This window comes from Paenibacillus sp. SORGH_AS_0306, from assembly GCF_030819345.1.
Lineage (GTDB): Bacteria > Bacillota > Bacilli > Paenibacillales > Paenibacillaceae > Saccharibacillus > Saccharibacillus kyungheensis.
Genome location: NZ_JAUTBP010000001.1, coordinates 1,409,816 through 1,431,629, shown reverse-complemented (window position 1 = coordinate 1,431,629; position 21,814 = coordinate 1,409,816). Strand labels below are relative to the sequence as shown.

Here is a 21,814-nt window from a genome sequence, read left to right as displayed (position 1 = left end):
TCTCAATTCACCAGAAGCATCGTTACCAATGACAGAAGCTATAATAAGATTATGGTAAATCTTCCGGTAAGAATTAATAACCGCATTTCCTATTTTTCAAACTACGATTATCATTTTTTTTGAATAAAATATATCTATTCTTTAACATATCTTTGTACAAAAAAACTGCTTTACGATCCCTAAAGAATCATAAAGCAGCTTGGCTTATATCATATGATTTTTTTAATTTTATATAAAAAAACTAATAAATATTATCGCTTTTTATTAAATATTAGGAAACTCGCGGTATTCGTGTTGAATACTGATCCAGCGTGTACGCGTAAATTTCTCAATAGCCCATTCTCCGCCAAAGCGTCCTAGACCGGAAGATTTCTCGCCCCCAAACATAACATGTGCTTCATCGTTTACAGGTTGATCATTTACATGGATCATACCACTTTCTACTTCTTGAGCCACACGATAACCACGCTCCAAGTTCGATGTAAATACAGAACCACTTAATCCGTATTCACTGCTATTTACTATGCGAATCGCATCTGCTTCGTCTTTCGCACGAATTAGCAAAGCAACCGGACCGAATAATTCATGTTGTGCTGCTGAATTTTCTGGAGATACTTCACTCAGAACAGTTGGTTCAAGTACACTACCTTTACTTTTACCACCGTATAACAATGTTGCGCCTTCTTTTTGCGCATTTTCGATAACTTCAAGTAGACGGTCTACTTCTTTTTCATGAATCAATGGGCCTACTAATGTTTTGGCATCAGCAGGATCGCCGAATTTTAGACCTTTGACTGTATTGGTGAATTTCTCTACAAATGTATCGTAGATAGAATTATCAATAACGATACGATTCAGTGCCATACAGATTTGTCCTTGATGGAAAAACTTCCCGTAGACTGCTGCTTCTACAGCTTTATCGATATCAGCATCATCCAATACGATCATCGCATTGTCTCCGCCAAGTTCTAAAGCGACATCTTTCAGATGTTCACCTGCTAATTTACCAATACCGCGTCCTACTTCGGTAGAACCTGTAAAGGAAATTAATTTAGGGATTGGATGCTTAACAAAAGCATCTCCGATTTCGCTACCACTACCACTTACAACACTGAGTACTCCTTTAGGCAAGCCTGCTTTTTCAAAAATATCAGCAATGAGTAATCCTGCTGTAATCGGTGTATCAGAAGCTGGCTTAATTACAACACCGTTACCTACTGCTAATGCAGGTGCTACCGAACGCATACATAAATGTAACGGGAAATTCCAGGGCCCGATGACACCAATAACACCTTTTGCTTCACGCACAACACGATTTTCTTTACCTGGAATATCAGAACCAATCAATTCCCCTTTGATACGGTATGGGAATGAAGAAGATTCTTCCAAAATGCGTACTGTTGTCATCCATTCACGTTCTGCTTTGACACGAGTACTGCCTGATTCAGCGATAAGCAAATCTACAATTTCTTCTTTACGCTCATTCATTTGCATCATTGCTTCACGCATTACTTTAGCACGAGCAGCAAGTGGCATTTTAGACCACTTTTTACCTTCTGTTTGTGCAGTTTTGTACGATTTATCCAGATCATTCTCATCCGAAGAACGCCACTCTACTAATATTTCTCCTGTATAAGGATTTTTATTTTGCATCATTTTATCTGAAGAACCTTCTACCCATTCTCCAGCGATAAATTGTTTATTCCAGTGTGCGTATTTCGATTGTACTAATGTCATTGTAATATCCTCCTTGGTGTACGTTATATATTGTTATTAATCCATTGACATACATTTTTGAATGGTATTTGTTATTTGATTCAGGTTGAGAAATTTGTAAAAGAATTTATTTGTATTTATAAAAACTGCTACACATCCAAATTCTAACTGAACGCTAAAAATAAATACTAAAAGCTAAATCATAACAATTAGTTAGTATATTACTATTGTTACAATAGCTTCTCGTATTCTTTACCCTTGTCTATAGATAAGCAAACATATATTGATAATTCATATATCATTATTGGTATATAAAAAAGCCAGTATCCCTTGAGATAGCTAGCTTTACACATATATTATTTTATTTTTAAATTAATCTATTTTGATTTGCGTCCTACAATAATTCCATGTGTACTCAAGCCTAATATGCTACGTTCTCGACAAGTGCGGAGATGATAATCTAACCATGTCTGGTACATACTTTCTTCAAGATGATCTATAGAACCGTCTATCGTATGAGTGACTCCGTCTGCGCCAGCATGGTCAATAATCTGAGCATTGGCGGCTAATATATCCTGTTCCATTTGTTCAGGTGATGTTACATACAAGTCTGTCCAAAAGCTGTCTTCTGCTCCATCGTAAAACACACCTTCTTGCAATACTTTGTCAATCACAGAAGAACGTAAATAACCTTGCTCTTTGACAGCTAACATAGGCACAATCGAATATTTATTGATATAAGCAACAATCAATATGCCTCCTGGACGCAATACACGCATACTTTCAGATAAACAAGATGCTCGATCTTCAGCAGAAGTAAGATGATAATACGGCCCTAGACAAAGCACCATATCCAGCGATTCAGTAGCTATTGTAGATAATGTAGTAGCATTTCCAATTTCAGCTTGTAAAGAATAGTTAAGTTCTAGTTGTAACGATTTGGCTTGAATCTGTTGTATATGCTTAGGGGTAATATCGATCGCTTTTACTTGATGCCCTTGTTTTGCATAATGAATCGCATATGCTCCGCTTCCTGCTCCACTATCTAAAATAGAAGATACTGGAGGTAACTGGGATAACCATGTATCTATAATATGTATAGTCGTAATATACTCTACCGCTCGAGATGGACGCTCAAATCGTGAATCTTCATCGTATAACTGATAAAACTTAGCTACTTGTTCCGACATTTTCAAGACCTCCTTTGTCTATTTCATCCCATTATATGACAATAAATAGGAAATGATAAGTATAAGTTAGTAAGCGATCTTGACAGCTTTTTATAACGGTGAGAAAATATTTTTTTGTACGATGTAGAGTAAAGGAGTGATTTGGAACGATGAGAACGTCTTTTTTACAATTGCGCGGTATCCATCCTTTGGCATGGACGATCATTGTAGGCACACTTTTTGGACGAATGGCGACTTCGATGAGTATTCCTTTTTTATCGATTTATCTGACTCAATCGTTAGGAGCTTCGCCTACACAGACAGGAATTACTGTAGCTGTGAGTTCTTTAGTAGGCGTATTTGCTAGCTTTTACGGAGGTTATATATCAGATCGTATTGGTCGCAAAAAGGTTATGATTTTGTCGATAGCTGGTTGGAGTATTGTATTTTTCGCTTTTGCTGCTTCGAATCAAATATGGATGTTTTTTGTAGTCAACACTTTAAATGGACTATGCCGCTCTTTATTTGAACCGACTTCGCGTGCATTATTATCTGAAGTTACACCTCAAGAACAAAAATTATTAATTTTTAATATGCGTTATACAGCGATTAATGTCGGTGTTGTTTTTGGCCCATTGTTAGGTTTATGGTTCAGTACCAATGGATCAAGCAGTGCTTTTATAATGGCTGGCTGTATCTATGTACTTTATACTGTTGTTCTTATGTTTCAATTTGGTAAACATCCTATACAATATTGAATCTACCTCTACGACAGAACAACGAATTACTTTGAAAAAAGCATTACGAGTTATTTCTCAAGATCGAATCTTTTTATACATATTGATTGGAACAACATTCTGTGTACTCGGTTATGGTCATCTCAATTCAACGTTGCCGCAATATTTAGCATTAGTTCCTGATCTGCACGATGGTGCTACATGGTTTGCGTATATGTTAACACTGAATGCGATCACAGTACTGATAGTACAATATCCTTTGGTCAAATGGGCTTCACGTTTTGCTCCTGTAGTCTCATTGATTATCGGTAATATTTTTGTAGCTACGAGCTTACTATTGTATGGGCTTGCCAGTACAGGTCTGGCATTTATGATCATTACTGTTATTTTCACAATAGGGGAAGTCTTGTTATTTACGATGATGGATATGTTAATTGATCGAATAGCGAAACCAGAATGGAAAGGAACGTACTTTGGAACGATTGGCTTTAACAATTTAGGTAATGTGTGCGCCCCTATACTTGGAGGTTTTCTACTTGATGTTAGAGGCGCACAACATAGTATGCAAATATTTGTACCACTAGCATTGACCTGTGCACTTGGTTTGCCATTTCTTATTGGTGCTTATCGGCGTATGAATCTATCTCATAAACATTGATCTCATTGGCGCTGAGTACGTATCTCACTAGCTACAATATCTAGAATAGAATGATCACCCCAGCTACTAACAAACGAATACATGGAAAGACTACTTAACCATTCTTCGCTTAATTCACCTTGCTCTACTTGAGCTAACAGATAATCACGTACAGGAGCTTCTGTACGTGACCAGGGAACAGTTCGCATTCCGCCTATTTCTTGTCCGGCGGAGCGACGATCCCATACAGCCGCTACTTGTTCTAACGAAAATATAATCGAATCCCCTTGTTCTGTCTGAAAATATACTTTCACCTGTTCCGGTAAAAGTATCACTTGCTGTATAACTCCATCTACCAAAGGAATATCTGCTATAAAAATATCAGTTACCATCGACGTACTCCATTCTTCCGTTACTTCTTTTATTAATACTGTTATTTAGTTGCTGAAGCAATATGCTTAATCAATTCAGGCATCCATTTTGACAATACATAGAATGTAAATCCAGCTTGCTTCGCTTTGGATGTATCCATAATCCACGAATCAGGAACACCAAAAGGAGATTGTGCTTTTTCATCTGTCTCGCTCTGTACGATAGCCTGTTGACCGGTTCCCTGCTCTACCCATTTGATAAATTCACGCAAGCTGACTTCTCCATCAGAACGTGCATTTACAGGTCCTGTTAGATCAGATGAAATCCCTAACCAGAACAAAAATTCTGCGGCTTCTTGCTCATGTATAAAGTTCATCTGTGCTTCGATATTCGAAATGCCTATTACTTCATTATTTAACACACGTTCTACATGAAAATGGAGCCGCTTAGTATAATCATTCGGCCCTAACACAATAGGGAATCGTACCGCCGCTAATGGAAAATCGGCTTGTTGAAAAAATACAGCTTCCGCTTGACGCTTGCCTTCTCCATAACTCAGCTTCGCTTCTGGATCTTCATCAATTGTATAATGATAGGTATCGACATCCGGTTCATGCAATACCGCTTGCCCAAACTCATAGACAGATAAGCTTGACGTTAGAATATAACGCTTTGCTTTGTGTTGGAAAATCGCTACAGCTTCACGTGCTTGCTGTGGTGTAAAGCAAATATTATCGTAGACCACATCATACTGCTGATCTCCGATCGCTTTTTCCAAAGCGACAGCATCTTCGCGATCAACAACTAACCGTTGAACCCGATCACCAAATTCATCTTCAGTCTGACCACGAGTCAGCAAGGTAACTTGGATATTTTCTTTCAGTAATAATTCCACCAGATTTTTGCCGAAAAATCGTGTTCCACCTAATACCAATACGTTAGTCATTCTTCATTCCTCCTATTTTATATCTAGTAGTTGGTGCGCTTTCCAGATGAATGTAGCCATTAAAATATAAACAAGTAGACCAAAAACAACATAGATCACTCCTAGCAACCCAGCTAACGTCACCATACTTCCTGTACTTGTAGATGATACAAATGCACTTATCGCTAATACTGCTAACGCTAAAATTTGATTGCATACATAAATAATCCAGCGCTGATAAGATACTTTTTTGAAATCTGGCAAGTTCTGCGCTTCTGCCATCTGCCCTATCCCTTTACATACCGTATAAATAATAAACAAATCAGCAATAATGACTAACAACGATACAATAGTTAGCCACCACGGTAAAGGTAATACATTGGCTTGATCAGGTAAAAAGATTTGAATAACGGCAAGTACAGCCGCAGCTATCGCAAATGGTTTACCTTTGGCGAATTGCGGATTTACTTTTTCTAATTTCATAAATCCAATAAAATACAAAATGCTTACAATGACAGTCGGGAAATAATCTAACCAGATTGCGGCTAATCCTAATCTGTTCAATCCTGTAATCACTATTCCTAATATAGCTTGACCTACAAAAGCCCAAAACAAATACAAAATACTCATGTTGTCCCCCTTTTTATTCCTTGCCTTTAACTATGTATACTGTTTCTTTCCTTTCTATCTTACCATCAAATGACTTTGTTACCAAAAAGGCAAATCTAGCTATAGCGTGGAATCATGATAGGATATAGGCAAAACGTATAACCATATCCTGCCAGAATACGCTATGATGATTGTACTAAACAATCAACTTTCAGGGGGAATAATAATGCCAAAAGTACTCAGTAGCAATATTGGTTATCCGCGTCTTGGTGAACAACGTGAATGGAAAAAAGCGCTAGAAGCATTCTGGAGTAACAAATCTTCGGAAGCTGACTTTTTACAAACGATGAAAGAATTACGCCTTGCTCATCTAAGCAAACAAAGCAAAGCTGGTATCGATCTAATTCCTGTAGGCGACTTTTCATATTATGATCACGTCTTAGATACGGCTGTTACTTTCGGATTAGTACCTGAACGCTTTGGTTATACAGGTGGCGAAGTATCCTTACAACAATACTTTGCGATTGCTCGTGGTACAGATCAAGCAACCGCAGGTGAAATGACCAAATGGTTCAATACCAATTACCATTACATCGTACCTGAACTGGGTGGAATTACACCGCAATTAACAGAAAACCGTCCATTGCGATTATATTTAGAAGCCAAAACAGAATTAGGTATTGAGACCAAGCCGGTATTGATCGGCCCGTATACGTTCCTCAAACTTTCTAAAGGATATGAAGCTTCTGAATTTAAGCAATGGTTAGATCAGTTAGCTCCTTTATATGTAGAGATATTGCAAGGATTGAACAAAGCAGGTGTACGCTGGGTTCAAATAGATGAGCCTTCACTAGCACTAGAAGTATCTGCTGAAGAATGGCAATGGGTGCAAGAGATTTACACTCAATTCAATCAGGCGGCTCCTGATGTCAATTTGCTGGTACAGACTTATTTTGAAGGTGTAGATGATTTTGGTAAATTAATCGATCTCCCTGTTCAAGGAATTGGCTTGGATTTTGTACATGGATTAGAGCAGAATCTGAATAATCTGGATGATTGGGGCTTCCCTGAAGACAAAATTCTAGGCGTAGGTCTGGTCGATGGACGTAATATCTGGCGCTCCAAATTAGAAGATAAAATTCAATTGATTCAAACGATCTCTCAAACGGTACCTGCGGATCGCTTGCTTATTCAGCCGTCTTGCAGTCTACAACATGTACCTGTGACAACTAACAGTGAAACGTCTCTTGATCCAATTATTAAAGACGCTCTTGCTTTTGCCGATCAGAAATTAGAAGAACTTGCGCTATTAACCAAAGCAGCTAATATCGGTGCTCCTGCTGTACAAGAAGCATTAGATCGCAGTCGTGAAGCTGTTGAACGCATTGCCAATTCGTCATGGCGCGCTCCGCAAGAAGAACATCTACAGCAAAATGAAGGTTCGGCTACACGTAATGTTCCTTTTGCACAGCGTCAAGTTATTCATGCAGACAAATGGAAATTACCATTATTGCCGACGACTACAATTGGTAGCTTCCCGCAAACTGTAGAAGTACGTCGTGCCCGTCAACTATGGCGCAAAGGCGAATTATCTCCAGCAGATTATAATCGTTTTATCGAAGAGCAGATTCAAGACTGGATTTCGATTCAAGAAGAATTGAATTTGGATGTATTGGTACATGGTGAATTTGAACGTACTGATATGGTTGAGTTTTTCGGAGAGCAGTTAGATGGATTTACATTTACACGCTTTGGTTGGGTTCAATCGTATGGTTCTCGTTGTGTCAAACCTCCTGTGATCTACGGTAATGTTCATTTTGTGAAGCCAATGACGGTGACAGAAACCAAATATGCTCAATCTCTAACCAGCAAACCTGTCAAAGGGATGCTAACAGGTCCGGTTACTATTCTGAACTGGTCTTTTGTACGGGATGATATTCCACGTAGTAAAGTGTCTTATCAGATTGCACGCGCTATCTCGGATGAAATTCTGGCGCTTGAAGCGGCAGGTATTGAAATGATTCAGGTCGATGAACCTGCTCTACGTGAAGGATTGCCTCTTAAACGTAACAAATGGCAGGAATACCTTGATTGGGCAGTAGGCTCGTTCCGTCTATCTACAGCGGCTGTACAAGAAACGACTCAAATTCATACTCATATGTGCTATTCGGAATTCCACGATATTATTGATGCTATTAAAGATATGGATGCAGATGTTATCTCTATTGAGACTTCACGTAGTCATGGCGAATTGATTTCTTCTTTTGAAGTGCATGGCTATGATAAAGGTATTGGTCTGGGTGTCTATGATATCCATAGTCCACGTGTGCCTGCCAAAGAAGAAATGGTACAATTGATCGAACGTGCTCTACGTGTACTCGATCCCAAATTATTCTGGATCAATCCAGACTGCGGATTGAAAACACGTGCTCATCCTGAAACGGTAGCTGCTCTTCAATTAATGGTTGAAGCGGCAGACGATATCCGTCACAAATTAGGACAAGAAGTGAGCGCAAGCAAGCTTTAATTGCACATAAAAGCCTTTCATGACTAGAGCATATTCCGACAGATGCTCTTGATCGTGAAAGGCTTTTGATTTATACATATCCTACTTATTCAAACACAGGACGCATAAAGCTACGTTCGTAACTAATAATACATTTGTTATGATTGGCAAATTCAAACGCTTGCTGGCATTCTTCATCTACCATCATCTTCTGACGATATTCTTCGTAATCAGCAAGGCTTGGAAAAGAAAACAAAGCATAGGCGATGTTATTCGCACCTTCATGTGGAAGAAAATACCCATGATGGGTCCCACCTAATTTGTGAACTAGCGGTATCCACATCTTAGCATACTGTTCAAATTCGTTTACTTGATAAGGATCTATCACATATTTGAGATAGCATGTAATCATCGTGTTCCTCCTAGTTTACTCACTAATCCAAACTGTTTTTTCAGCAAAAGGAGTACGTTTGCTTTGTTGATCGTTATTTTCAGGTACACCGATATAAAGGAAGCCTAACATTTTACCTTTTTCGCTTAGATCAAATGCTTTGCCCATCAATTCATGGTAACAAGGTTCGCCACTTCTCCAGACTGCACCCAGTCCTAACTCATGAATTTCCAGCAACATATTTTGAATCGCTGCAAATACTGCACCATATTCTTCAAGCTCAATAATTTTAGGATTATCAGCAGGTTCTACCGCTACAGCAATAATTAGAGGTGCGCGTTCTACCTTTTTACGTGCAGAAGAAAGACTTTCTTCGGTTACTTCACCATTACCTGCTACACTAGCAAGTGCTTCTGCTAACTTGTTACGTCCGTTACCTTCTAAAACGAAAAATTTCCAAGGTTCAGTCAAACGATGATTTGGTGCCCAAATTCCTGCTTCCAAAATACGCTCAATACTTTCACGCGGAATAGCATCCTGCTTCACTTTACCGATCGAACGACGATTACGAATACTTTCTGAAATACTCATCTATAACTTCCTCCTCTATGATAATCATTCTCAGTCTCTTGTTTATTGTACACGAAGTAGAAAGAAATCTCTAATTTTAGGACTATAAAATAAAAATAACTCCTTAAATAAGGAGTCATTTTTTTCTATTTATTACTTATAATACGAGCTTGGATAAATTACTACATTAGTTTTACTTTTCAATTCCACAGGAGACACTTTAACATACACACTCTGTTTACCAACTACACTAAACTCAACTTGACTTATTCCATCTTCTACTTTTACAAATTCTTTTCGCATTGGCTCAAAAGTTTTAGCATCTTCTATTTCTACTTCTAAATCATCCTCTATAGCTTGAATATTCAAAACTACAGTTTGGTATTTATTATTCGGATATAAGGCTATTCGATTTACAGCATCATTGAATAAAATAACTTCTTTATTTTCTTTTCCATCACCTGAAACAAACTTACTATCTTTTGTTAAAGCCACGCCAAAATCATAATCAATTTTCTCATTCATAATTGGTGTTTCTGCTAACTTTTCACCAAAATTGATTTTACCTGATTTAGTATCTACAGTAACATTTGTTTTTAAAGCTTCTTTAACAACACTTGCCGGTATGTATGTCTGTCCATTGATCGTGACCGGTTTAGTAGAATTAGAAGGTGCGAAGTTAAAACCGTTTACTGTGTACTTAAAGTTGGCTACTGTTGCTTGTACTGTTTTACTAGATGCTGCGTATGTAGTCGTTCCTCCGACTAACATCATTGCTGTTAACATTAAAACCAAATTTTTCTTTTTCATCTTTTCTTTGTATCCCCTTTCTGAATATGTATTCAGTATAAGTCTTAGGGATCAATTATTTAATAGTTCAAATTACCTAATTTTATTTTATGCATCATTTAATAGAGTCTTTATACTTATAAATTTAATTATATTAACAGATTTAACTTTATTTATGTAAAAATGAAGTTCATCTTACAAATCCCCGAACCCGCCCTCGCCTATATCTATGATCAGCATGTGGTAGTAACAATAATATGTGAATTGTACTCATGTAACAATACAAGGCTAATTTATTATTAAAGGACTCGAACCTTCAGAAATTGCCCCTAATTCCTACCCAGCGTCCAACTTAAACCAGTTGGCGGTTTGTATGCTCGCCTCAATAGATAATAGACTACCAACTTGTAAGTTTATATTTTTTAATGATTAATCGACTAATTCTGTTCTCCAGTTCAACTCTTGGATACGTGTATCCAGTTGGCGATAGGTTTTAGCAAGATTGTCCATCTCTTCTTGCAGTGTTCCAATATTGACTGTCGCTAGAAATCGAACTTCAGACTTTGTATAACGATCTTGCTTGATACTCGCAGTATGCATAAGATCATTCAATATATTTCGGCGTAAGCCTAATGTATCTCGATCGGCTAGAGCATCTGCTAATGTCATTTCATTTTCAAAAATCACTTGTGAATTAGTGCGATTAATACGTTTGATCAGTACATTCAATTCGGTCAATAAATGTCCCATTTCTTTCAACAATTCATTAGGACGCTCAGGAGGTTTTTCACCTTCTTGGACTTTGGCACTTCGGCTCAGACGTACTTTCATCTGTTCGATTCTTTTTTGCACATCAGAACGTAATATTAACGCTTCTGCTAATTTCATTCCTTTCACCTCCATTACCTATTTTTCATTATTCCGTAAATGTCCCTATCATTATAGGTATAACCAAACACTGTATCAATAAACCTTGTACAATATGCTAAAATAAAGAAAATAGTTATTCAGGAGGGCTTATCATGGGTAAAGAAATCGAAAAAAAATACGTATTACATACCTATCCAGCAGATTTAGATATTATACAGACCCAAGAAATTCATCAGACTTATCTGGCTACCAGTGAATCAGAGACACTACGTGTACGTAAATTAGTGATTGATGGTCAAGAACAATTCACGATGACACACAAAGCGGGTAAAGGTCTGGTTCGAGAAGAAACGGAATTTGATATCGGTGCTGGTATTTACGAGCAATTGATCAGCAAGTTGGATGTGATTCCATTGATAAAAACACGTAAAAAAGTAAAGTGGAACGATGATCAATTTGATCTTGATATTTATCATAACACTGTCCAACCTGATCTGATCACAATTGAGATTGAATTTGCAGAAGCAACGGATGTAGAACATTTTCAAAAGCCTGATTGGTTTGGTGAAGATGTTACCGGACAAAGCCAGTATGTGAACAGTGTACTATGGGAAGATATTCAATCAGCATCCAAGTAATATACAATGTATCATTGATATCGCCTACAAGTAGAGTCTATTAATAATCAATCATTCAAAATAGCGCATTTTCTTAGTGAACGTGGACTGTAGATGATGCGCTATTTGCTTATGATTCCTCTGCTTGTAATAAAGTATCCAAGCGAGCTATCTCTTGCTCAAATGCTTCTTGTTCGACAAATGGACATTCCCCTGAAAAATACCAATCGGTTAATAAAAAGATCAATTCATAGACTGATTGATAATAGGTTTCAGGGTAAGGATTTTTAGCGCGAAACGATTCATGAGAAGACCAATCTTTTACAAAATTCGTAAAAAACCAAAATCCGCGTGCGATATGACGCTCTAAAGAAATATTCGATTCCAAAGCAGTTATGTATGTAACCATCGTTCGTAATACTTGCGCTATATGTTCATGATCCCATTCCAAGTCTACACGTAACCGCAAAATAAAACTACCTTTCTCTCCTTCTAACTCATGCAAAAGTTGCTCTGTTACCCTCTTGTGATCCATCCTTTTCTCCTCCTGAACTTCAAAATCATACTATCTGCAAATGATACTTTCCAACTACCTAACGTATACTCAACCAGATCGCCCCACCATTACTGTTAAAATAAATCTTTGACGATAAGTTATGTATAGAAGTTATACTCTACCTTAATTGTAACGATAAGCGATATACAAAGCAAAAGGCTACTTTTAAACCAATATCTACGTGAATATATGTAAATACGACTTCTGTATAAAAAGTAATTTCTATAATAAAAAGCGACTTCCCAGGATCATTCTATCCTCACGAAGTCGCTTCTCTGTAACGTTAGATAATAATTATATTATTTAGCAGGAGCTGGTTTAACTTTAGCTTTTTTAGGTTTCTTTTTACCATAATTGCGGAATTTCTCTTCCAATTCTTCTAACGTAAAGCCTTTGGTTTCTGGTAAATACTTTTGTACAAATGTAATCGCCAATAAGCCCAAAGCAGCGAATAAGTAGAACGTCGCCGATAGTCCAATACCTGCCATCAATACAGGGAATGTTAATCCGACTAAGAAGTTAACAATCCATAAGCAGAATACGGTAACACCCATTCCGAATCCACGTAATTGTAAAGGGAATATCTCAGATAACATCAACCAGGTTACCGGAGAGATCGCTCCTTGTTGGAAAGCAAGGAATGTAACAGTTAAGGATAAGATCACATAAGGCAAAGCAGGTGAACCTTCCAGTACTGTTGAGAAAATCGCGATCAACAATAATACACATGTTGTACCGATCAAACCTGTTCTAAGCATAGGTCGACGACCAATTTTACCTAGCAACCACATTCCTAAAAATGTTGCTGCTACAGAGATGACACCATTAGCAATATTACTAATCAATGCTGCTTTTGTTTCAAAACCAGCATCTTTTAAAATTTCAGTTCCGTAGTAAATAATTGAATTGACACCGGTAATCTGTTGAACGACTGCGATACCCAATCCAATAAACATCAGGCGACGTATCCACGGTACAGCAAGATCTTTAAATCCTGCTTTTTCTGTACTTTCTTCTGCATCAAATGAAGCTTTGATTTCTTCTACTTCGATTTTTGCTTGTTCTTCTGTACGAATTTTGCGAAGTGCTTTTAATGCACGCTCATTTTTACCTTTTGCAACTAACCAGCGTGGACTTTCAGGAACACGTAGCATTCCAAAAAATAAGAAAATTGCTGGAATCGAAGCAATTGCTAACATGTAACGCCATACATGTGTATTATCGCCCATTGTTATACCTAGAATCGCATTAAAGATAAATGCAAGCAATTGTCCGCTGACAATCATCAGTTCATTACGTGTAACGATACCGCCACGTTTGTTAGCAGGAGACATTTCTGCTAGATAAGAGGGTACTGTTACTGAAGCACCACCTACAGCAAGCCCTAGTAAGAAGCGACAAATCACCATAACAGTTACGTTAGGAGCGAGTGTCGAACCCACTGTAGCAACGAAAAACAAAACAGCTAAATAAATAATATTTTGCTTACGTCCTAAATAATCTGAAAGTCGCCCTCCTGCAATAGCTCCGAATGCTGCACCAAATAAAAGAATACTAGCCACTAATCCTTCTGTAAACGAATTTAATCCTAGTGCAGCTGACATAAATGGTAAAGCTCCATTGATTACCCCTGTATCATAACCAAATAGCAATCCACCTAATGTAGATATTAAAATTATTTTGCGTAAAAAAGCTTTTTGACTTGCTCCCTTTTCCATCATCATCTCTCCCTATTGATTCCTAAAGCGTCATTGCAACTTGTTCTGTCTATGTACTTGCAACTATTGAGTCTATCGTTTGACACACTTTTCGATAAATCAAGATGTGTACTCGATTGATTCTAGCAATGACTAAACGTACTTTAGTTTCAGAAAAAACGCATTTACTTTCAACCTGTAATCAATATACCCAAAAGCATACATATTGAATAACATTATCAAGAGGATAGAAATTACATATAGTAATTAGATAGAAGGAGAGATCAAAGATACTTGATACTTATCATTTACTATTGATCTAAATATTTTGTGTCACTATACAGTTCAATAACAAATTCTAAAAACAAACTATCGACTACTTCAACTTGTACTTTTTCATCTGTCCACTTCAACGTTGTACCTGTTTTATTCTTCAACACAGTAGCCTTTCCATATTGTCGATTGAATACATCTGTTGCTTTAGTTAAATATTGATCTTTATGCTCATAATCATAGTAATTGATCATTTTTCTATATAACTTTTCAGTTTTTCGATCAAAATAATACATAATAACAATCTGACGATTCGTATCCTGATAAACCAACATATCCAAGCTTTCATCTTCTATACTTACATCCATAGGCTTTAATGTTTCAATCGATCTCACTTGTTCTTTATTTTGACCCAAAGCTATCGAATAAAAAGTTAAATCTGGATATATATGATGCTTGGTATGACCTAATCCAATACAGATTGCTACGTACAGCAAGCTCAATAAAATATATCTTTTAATCATTTTATCTCCTTTACTATTGAATCTTATACGTTATGTAATCTCAATATATTCGCTAACACTGGATTCTAGTAATCCGATCAATTCTTCATCCATAAATCCATAGTCGTCTGGAATATTCAAACAAATGATCGTTTTACCTATTAGTTCTTCATTGAATTTAGATTGGATTTTACGTTTATGCTTTTTTTCCATCGCAAAAATAATATCTGCCCAACCGATATGACCTGCGGTTACTTTGATGCGTGCATTTTCTTCTGTGCCTGCTGAGCGTACTTGATATCCTTCCAGATGTTCAAATATTTTTTCAGCCGTTAAGCTACGCCATTGATTACGACTACAGATAAATAACAATTTGTTCATTTCACTTTGCTCCCTTCTATCTGAAAAGTTAGATATCCTATTTTTCTCACAGCTCACCTTATTATACTGAACAGATGATAAATAAAACATCAAAAAGGAGCTCCCAACCTTCTGGAAGCTCCTTTTATTTACTTATAAATTAGCCTTCGATCAACAATGTTTCTGGATCTTCAAGCAATTCTTTTACTTTTACAAGGAAGCTTACTGCTTCGCTACCATCAATAATACGGTGATCGTAAGACAATGCAATATACATCATCGGACGATTTTCCATACGTTCTGCATCAATCGCTACCGGACGAAGCTGGATTTTGTGCATACCCAGAATCGCTACTTGCGGTGCGTTCAAGATCGGCGTAGATAGCAAGGAACCAAATACACCACCATTAGTGATTGTAAATGTACCGCCTTGCAACTCAGACAATCCTAAGGTGTTAGAACGTGCTTTGGAAGCTAGTGTGGCGATCTCTTTTTCGATTTGTGCAAAACCTAGACGGTCTGCATCACGAACAACAGGAACCACAAGACCTTCTTTAGCGGATACCGCAATACCGATATCATAGAATTTCTTCACAATTACATCATCGCCATCGATCTCAGCGTTGACCATAGGGAATTTTTTAAGCGCCCCTACCACTGCTTTGGTGAAGAAAGACATAAATCCTAAACCTACATCATATTTTTCTTTAAAAGCATCTTTACGACGTTTACGAACGTCTAAGATCGCTGTCATATCCACTTCATTAAATGTTGTTAACATTGCAGCATTATGTTGAGCTTCTACCAAACGATTAGCAATCGTACGACGACGACGTGACATCGGTTGACGATCTGCTGGCTTAGCAGGGTTATGTTCAACAGGTTTTTTAGCAGGAGCACTTTCAGACTTCGCTGGTGCTGGTTTGTCACCATGTTTGCGTACATCGTCTGGATTCACTCTGCCGATCGGATCATTGCTTTGTACAGATCCTAGATCGATTCCACGCTCACGAGCTAACTTGCGAGCAGCCGGTGTACCGATAGCATCTCCATTATCTGGTTTGCTCGTTACAGCGTTAGTGGATTTATCTGTTGTTTTTTCAGCAACCGGTTCAGAACCTTTAGCTGGATAGTTGATTGTAACTACATCATCTGATTTGCTTTCAGGCTTGGATTCTGGAGCTGGTTTGGATTCAGAAGCAGCAGGTTTGCTACTTCCACTTCCAGCACCGATCACACCTACAGATTCACCGACTTGTACCGTTTCACCTTCTTGCTTGGTGATTGACTCTACAACTCCGTCTTCTTCAGCGCTGATCTCCAAGTTGACTTTATCTGTCTCAAGTTCAAGTAGTACATCACCTTGACTGACAGTGTCTCCTTCTTTCACAACCCATTTTGATACCGTTCCTTCGGTTATAGACTCGCCCATTTCGGGTACTTTAATTTCACTCACAGCCGACTACCTCCCAGGGATATGTTGTTCTGTAAAGAATTTTGTTTGAGTGCTAATCCTAGTATACGTTGTTGTTCGATGGCGTGAATATGTTGATAACCACTAGCAGGGCTAGAACGTTCTGGACGACCGATATAACTTACAGCTACACCTTCTTGTGCTAGATCGCGCAAGCGTGCATCGGTATATCTCCAGTATCCCATGTTTTGCGGTTCTTCTTGTAGCCAGATAATTTCTTGTAAGTTCGTGAATTCTGCAAGGACTGCATTGATCTCTTCTTTCGGGAATGGATACAGTTGTTCTACACGAATCACATGTAACCAAGAGTAGTCTTCTTCTTTGTTTTTATCCAAAGCTTCTTCTAGATCGATCGCTACTTTACCCGTACAAAGAATCACGCGTTCTACAGCATTCTTTTTATCGCCCAACCCTTTTTGTTGCAGTATCGGTTGGAATGTTCCTTCGTTGAATTCCTCAGGTGAGGAAGCCACACGTGGATTACGAATCAAGCTTTTCGGTGCCATAACGACTAATGGACGCACAGTTTCTTCCTGAGTGCTACGTGCCTGACGGCGAAGTAGGTGGAAGTATTGTGATGCAGAAGTCAGGTTAGCCACTGTAAAGTTATCTTCTGCTGCCAATTGCAAGAAGCGTTCTGGACGAGCACTGGAATGCTCAGGACCCATACCTTCATGACCATGTGGCAACAACATTACAAGACTGGATTTTTGTGTCCATTTACTACGGCCAGCCGAGATGAACTGGTCAATAATAACTTGCGCTGCATTGGTGAAATCGCCATATTGTGCTTCCCAGATCACTAATGTCTCCGGTGCATATACATTGTATCCATATTCAAATCCAAGTACTGAAGCTTCAGACAATGGACTATTATGAATAGCAAATGATGCTTTCGCTTCTGGTAAACGATGTAATGGGCAGAAAGGTTCACCTGTCTGAGCATCATGCAATACCAGATTACGATGAGCAAATGTAGCACGTTCTACATCTTGTCCGGTAATACGAATAGGCTTGCCATCTGCTAAGATCGAAGCAAATGCCAGTGTTTCAGCATGTCCCCAATCGACTTTTCCTTCAGCGTTCAGTGCAGTCGCGCGGCGTTCTAGAATACGCTGTAATTTAGGATACACATTAAAGTTCTCCGGCCATTTCAGCAATCCTTCGTTAATTGTCTGTAGCAGACTTGCAGAGACTCCTGTAGAAGCTTCAGGTGCTTTGCTATCTGTATCAAGACGATTTACTGGTGCATTTGAATCTTCCGTATGATCTGTTTTCACTTCTTCGTAGATCGATTTGAGATGATCTTGGATTTCTGTTTTGAACTGTTCATAGCGTTTGTCATCAACTACACCTTGTTGTGCCAGTTTGTTACCGTAAAGTGAAGCCACACGAAGGTGATTTTTCACTTTGCTATACATGATAGGTTGAGTTGTCTCAGGATCGTCCGTTTCATTATGACCATAACGACGATATCCAATAAGATCAATCAAGAAATCTTTTTTAAATAGATTACGATATTCAGTCGCCATTGCTACAGCACGTAGACAAGCTTCTGGATCATCTGCGTTCACATGGATAATAGGAATTTCATATCCTTTAGCAAGGTCACTTGCATAATGAGTAGAACGTGAATCTCCGCTGTCTGTTGTGAAGCCTAGACGGTTATTAACAATAATATGAATTGTACCGCCATTTTGGTAACCTGTCAGCTGATTAAAGTTAAGCGTCTCTGCAACAATACCTTCACCTGCAAATGCGGCATCACCATGCATGATGATTGCTGCTGCTTTGTCAGGGTCCTGGCGTGGATAACCTTTGTCTGTACGATCATCCTGTGCAGCACGTGTAAATCCTTCAACCACCGGATTAACATATTCCAAGTGACTTGGATTATTTGCCAGTGTCAGACGGGTTTCAAAGCTTTGTCCTTCTGGAGTTACAGAACGGTGTGCACCTAAATGGTACTTCACATCACCTGTCCAACCAAAAGTAACACCCATCGAGCCTTCAGAAGGCATTGTATCTTTGTTCGGTGAATGATGGAACTCGGAGAAGATCTTACTGTATGGCTTACCAAGAACATGAGCCAGTACATTCAGACGACCACGATGCGCCATTCCCATAAGTACGTGTCTTGCACCACTGCGTGCAGCAATACGTACAATTGAATCTAACATCGGTACAAGGACATCATTACCTTCAATAGAAAAGCGTTTTTGTCCAATAAATGTACGATGCAAAAATTCTTCAAATTGCTCCACTTCTACCAGACGCTTGAATAACTCAATACGTTCTTCATCATCTAATGAAAGTGTAGATGAACCTGTTTCTACCTGACGGTTAAGCCAGTTCCGTTCTTTTTCATCATGTACATGTGCAAATTCATAAGCCAGTGGACCTGTATACTTCTTACGCAAAATTTGGATAGCTTCCCATCCGTCTTTTGCTTCTGGAGGTGCATTTTCCCAGATCAAAGATGCTGGTAGTTGTGCGAGGTCACGTTGTCCCAGTCCGTATTGCTCTGGATCGAGTAAGCGAACATCAGTCGCTGTACTTAGTCCAAGCGGATCAATATCCGCTGCCAGATGCCCGTATGTACGGATATTCCATACCAAACGTTCGGCTGCAACCGCTTTCTTCAACAGATTAGTGTCTACTTTAGCTGGTGTTTCTGTACTACTTACCACTGATTGACCAGATGATACGGTAACAGGAGCAACAGGCTCTCCATAACGTTCAAAAAGTTCACGGTATCCTTCATCTACAGAATTCGGATCTTGTTTGTACAGTTCATATTGTTCTTGTACATACCCCAAATTGGGTCCGTAATACGATTCCCACAGCCATGGTTGGTTTGATTCGTCGATAGTCATCGAGGATTCCCTCCGTCTTGAATTTTTTGTGAATATATTTGTGACGGAATTGCAACATATTTAATTATACCTCTATATGATAGATCACAAAATAGCCTAAAATTAGACTATGAACGAGTAAAACGTCTTTTTTTCAAGAAAACGTTTTCTCTCGCTGCACATAAAGAGTTATTCAGGTTTTTTAGCCCTTTTACGGCTATTTTTAATCCAAATACAGGAAAACAGAGATTTTGAGAATAGATATATCGCATTTTGTATATATCATTCTGCATATTCTAGTTGAATACTGAGCAGTGCATGCCCCCTCATTCGTACTAAATTACTCTTTACTCTTCCCATTCTACAATACATAGGTATGAATTTCCAATTTAAATGCTTACTATTTTTACCCAAATCTTCCTAAGATTGATTTCAAGCCAAAAAGGATAGATGAAAAAGTGTCACCACTGCTTCACATATCCTTCTTTTTTTGTTCACTTTTTGAGTGATTGGTAGTTATGTTGTTGTGATACGCATCATATCAATATGAGGAATATCATCTTCCAAATATACGTCTGAGATCGGTTCAAATCCATAACTATTATAGAATTTCTCCAGATAATGTTGTGCTTGAATTTTAATTTTATCTTCTTTTAATTCGTGCTGAATAAATTCGACACTGTTGCGAAATAACTCTTGTGCTAATCCTTTGCCACGATATTCACGCTTAACAATCACTCTGCCGATCGAAGCTTCTGTATAAGCGATACCTGCTGGAAGAAGTCTGGAGTAGGCTACAATCTCTCCATTTTCCTCTTTATATAAATGATAGCTAGCTAGATCTTTGCCATCGACTTCTTGATAAGGACAGTTCTGCTCTACAACGAAGATAGCCGTTCGTTCTTGTAAAATACGATACATTTCTAACGATGTTAATTCGTCAAATCTTTTGATATACCAGGTCATTATTGTTCTCCTTTTGTATCATCTTTTGAATTTTTGCGGAACACTCTTTAGTAATCGATATCAAGATTTTATATTTGATTAAAATTTAAAACAATAATTTCGATAATAATAAAGTAGAATGTTTTATTTGTACAATAAACATTTTAAATTATATCTTTCTAGCAGGAGGCAATAAAATGAGTATATGGAGTAAAGCTTTACTTTTATCTACTTCTATTACAGTTTGTGCTTCACTATTTGCATGTTCACCCCATTCTCTTTTCGCTACTCCAGTCAAAAAGAAACCGACTGTTGCTCATTCAGCCTCTATCGTTAAGACTACATTAAAAAATATGCCTGCCCGTTACAAATCTTCGATTGAATGGGTCTGGAAAAATCGGATGGTTCAAGAAGGATCCACGCTTCGTAAAAATCTTATTTTTGATCAGATTTTTGCAGGTAAAGGAACTTTAAATTATGTAGTACGCTGGCAATCTGACAAAAGTGTAACGTTAAAACAACGCCAACAAATCGAAAGTATGTTAAGTCGACAGGTTAATCATTGGAACGATTTATTGGTAGGTTATGAAAATTGGCCTTATTCTTCGATTAAAGTCAAAGTGGTCGGCTGGGCTTGCACAAATCCTGCACTCATTTTAAATAAACAAGCTAATGAAATAGTTTATACCGATTATATTATAGACGAATTAAATAAAACAGTACCTACTATTCCAGCTAAATTACCAATTGCTCCTACAAGCTTATCTCGTTTTGAACATTTTGAAGAACCACAATATATGTATCCAGGTGGTTTAGATAAACGATTCGATATGTATCTATGGGCAACAACTAGCTTTGGTGGAGGTGCTGGTGGAGACTGGGGACAACGGATGGCTGATGATTATATTTTAAACATTTTAAAAGCAGATCAAGATGAAATTATGGAACATGAACTTGGTCATGGCTTTGGTTTTCCTGACTTTTATGAACCACAAGATCGTCCACCCGGCGGATTCCCAGATAAAACATTGATGTGGGTAGGCAGTTCGATAACAATTACTAACTGGGATGCATGGTTATTACGATATACATGGAGTCAGCTTCGCAAAGATACCACTCGCTTTCCAATCACTTCATTTCAATGATCTATACGAACAAATAATATAAAATAGCTCTAATCTATCCAATACTGCCACTTGTTCTAAGTTAGCATAATGAACAGATAGAGCTATTTATAGTTTGC

19 protein-coding genes and 1 pseudogene are annotated in these 21,814 nt (G+C 38.0%); 4 read left to right on the top strand and 16 right to left on the bottom strand.

Going from position 1 to position 21,814, the window contains the following annotated elements; genetic code table 11:
* Positions 1-264: 264 nt before the first annotated feature.
* Complete coding sequence (locus QE450_RS06465; RefSeq protein WP_301263810.1) at positions 265-1,737, bottom strand: aldehyde dehydrogenase family protein; 1,473 nt, start codon at positions 1,735-1,737, stop codon at positions 265-267.
* Between the two features lie 356 nt (positions 1,738-2,093).
* Positions 2,094-2,906, bottom strand: coding sequence for a class I SAM-dependent methyltransferase (locus tag QE450_RS06460; RefSeq protein WP_301263811.1), 813 nt, complete (start codon positions 2,904-2,906; stop codon positions 2,094-2,096).
* Positions 2,907-3,055: 149 nt separating this feature from the next.
* On the opposite strand from QE450_RS06460, the pseudogene QE450_RS06455 reads away from it, so the two are divergent.
* Positions 3,056-4,280 (top strand): annotated as a pseudogene (locus tag QE450_RS06455) (MDR family MFS transporter).
* A gap of 2 nt (positions 4,281-4,282) precedes the next feature.
* On the opposite strand, the gene QE450_RS06450 reads toward QE450_RS06455, so the two are convergent.
* From QE450_RS06450 to QE450_RS06440, 3 genes are read right to left on the bottom strand one after another with little or no spacing between them, the layout of a single operon-like run.
* Complete coding sequence (locus QE450_RS06450; protein WP_307297909.1) at positions 4,283-4,651, bottom strand: hypothetical protein; 369 nt, start codon at positions 4,649-4,651, stop codon at positions 4,283-4,285.
* A gap of 41 nt (positions 4,652-4,692) precedes the next feature.
* Positions 4,693-5,577 carry an NAD-dependent epimerase/dehydratase family protein gene (locus QE450_RS06445; protein WP_307297907.1) on the bottom strand — a complete coding sequence of 295 codons (885 nt, stop codon included), beginning with the start codon at positions 5,575-5,577 and terminating at the stop codon, positions 4,693-4,695.
* Positions 5,578-5,589: 12 nt separating this feature from the next.
* Positions 5,590-6,186: a hypothetical protein gene (locus tag QE450_RS06440; RefSeq protein ID WP_274170251.1), complete on the bottom strand. Its 597-nt coding sequence runs from the start codon at positions 6,184-6,186 to the stop codon at positions 5,590-5,592.
* A gap of 205 nt (positions 6,187-6,391) precedes the next feature.
* Between QE450_RS06440 and metE the strand changes: the two genes are divergently transcribed.
* Entirely contained in the window at positions 6,392-8,692 is a 2,301-nt protein-coding gene (metE, locus tag QE450_RS06435) for a 5-methyltetrahydropteroyltriglutamate--homocysteine S-methyltransferase (protein ID WP_307297905.1), read from the top strand.
* Positions 8,693-8,777: 85 nt separating this feature from the next.
* Here the strand turns inward: metE and QE450_RS06430 are convergent, their stop codons facing one another.
* The 4 genes from QE450_RS06430 to QE450_RS06415 form a co-directional block, all read right to left on the bottom strand.
* Entirely contained in the window at positions 8,778-9,083 is a 306-nt protein-coding gene (locus tag QE450_RS06430; protein ID WP_307297903.1) for an NIPSNAP family protein, read from the bottom strand.
* Positions 9,084-9,098: 15 nt separating this feature from the next.
* On the bottom strand, positions 9,099-9,653 hold the full coding sequence (locus QE450_RS06425) for a nitroreductase family protein (protein ID WP_273615876.1): 555 nt from the start codon (positions 9,651-9,653) through the stop codon (positions 9,099-9,101).
* Between the two features lie 132 nt (positions 9,654-9,785).
* Positions 9,786-10,442, bottom strand: coding sequence for a stalk domain-containing protein (locus QE450_RS06420; RefSeq protein ID WP_274170253.1), 657 nt, complete (start codon positions 10,440-10,442; stop codon positions 9,786-9,788).
* A gap of 408 nt (positions 10,443-10,850) precedes the next feature.
* Positions 10,851-11,309, bottom strand: coding sequence for a DIP1984 family protein (locus tag QE450_RS06415; protein WP_274170254.1), 459 nt, complete (start codon positions 11,307-11,309; stop codon positions 10,851-10,853).
* A 134-nt stretch (positions 11,310-11,443) separates the two neighbouring features.
* On the opposite strand from QE450_RS06415, the gene QE450_RS06410 reads away from it, so the two are divergent.
* Positions 11,444-11,929: a CYTH domain-containing protein gene (locus QE450_RS06410; RefSeq protein WP_307297900.1), complete on the top strand. Its 486-nt coding sequence runs from the start codon at positions 11,444-11,446 to the stop codon at positions 11,927-11,929.
* A 109-nt stretch (positions 11,930-12,038) separates the two neighbouring features.
* Here QE450_RS06410 and QE450_RS06405 read toward each other — a convergent pair whose 3' ends face one another.
* The 7 genes from QE450_RS06405 to QE450_RS06375 form a co-directional block, all read right to left on the bottom strand.
* On the bottom strand, positions 12,039-12,443 hold the full coding sequence (locus QE450_RS06405) for a hypothetical protein (RefSeq protein ID WP_307297898.1): 405 nt from the start codon (positions 12,441-12,443) through the stop codon (positions 12,039-12,041).
* A gap of 320 nt (positions 12,444-12,763) precedes the next feature.
* Positions 12,764-14,182, bottom strand: a complete 1,419-nt coding sequence (locus QE450_RS06400) for a sugar porter family MFS transporter (RefSeq protein WP_273615872.1) — start codon at positions 14,180-14,182, stop codon at positions 12,764-12,766.
* Between the two features lie 290 nt (positions 14,183-14,472).
* Complete coding sequence (locus QE450_RS06395) at positions 14,473-14,958, bottom strand: hypothetical protein (RefSeq protein WP_307297896.1); 486 nt, start codon at positions 14,956-14,958, stop codon at positions 14,473-14,475.
* Between the two features lie 30 nt (positions 14,959-14,988).
* The gene (locus QE450_RS06390; RefSeq protein ID WP_307297894.1) at positions 14,989-15,318 is read right to left on the bottom strand and encodes a low molecular weight protein tyrosine phosphatase family protein; all 330 of its coding nucleotides are present in this window, start codon (positions 15,316-15,318) and stop codon (positions 14,989-14,991) included.
* A 139-nt stretch (positions 15,319-15,457) separates the two neighbouring features.
* Positions 15,458-16,753 (bottom strand): 2-oxoglutarate dehydrogenase complex dihydrolipoyllysine-residue succinyltransferase, encoded by a 1,296-nt coding sequence (gene odhB, locus QE450_RS06385; protein WP_307297892.1) that lies wholly within the window; start codon positions 16,751-16,753, stop codon positions 15,458-15,460.
* Positions 16,750-19,647, bottom strand: a complete 2,898-nt coding sequence (locus QE450_RS06380; RefSeq protein WP_274170260.1) for a 2-oxoglutarate dehydrogenase E1 component — start codon at positions 19,645-19,647, stop codon at positions 16,750-16,752. Before QE450_RS06380 ends, odhB begins: the two co-directional genes overlap by 4 nt.
* 495 nt (positions 19,648-20,142) lie before the next feature.
* The gene (locus tag QE450_RS06375; protein WP_307297889.1) at positions 20,143-20,592 is read right to left on the bottom strand and encodes a GNAT family N-acetyltransferase; all 450 of its coding nucleotides are present in this window, start codon (positions 20,590-20,592) and stop codon (positions 20,143-20,145) included.
* A 176-nt stretch (positions 20,593-20,768) separates the two neighbouring features.
* Between QE450_RS06375 and QE450_RS06370 the strand changes: the two genes are divergently transcribed.
* The gene (locus QE450_RS06370) at positions 20,769-21,716 is read left to right on the top strand and encodes a metallopeptidase domain-containing protein (protein WP_307297887.1); all 948 of its coding nucleotides are present in this window, start codon (positions 20,769-20,771) and stop codon (positions 21,714-21,716) included.
* The last annotated feature ends 98 nt before the right edge of the window (positions 21,717-21,814 follow it).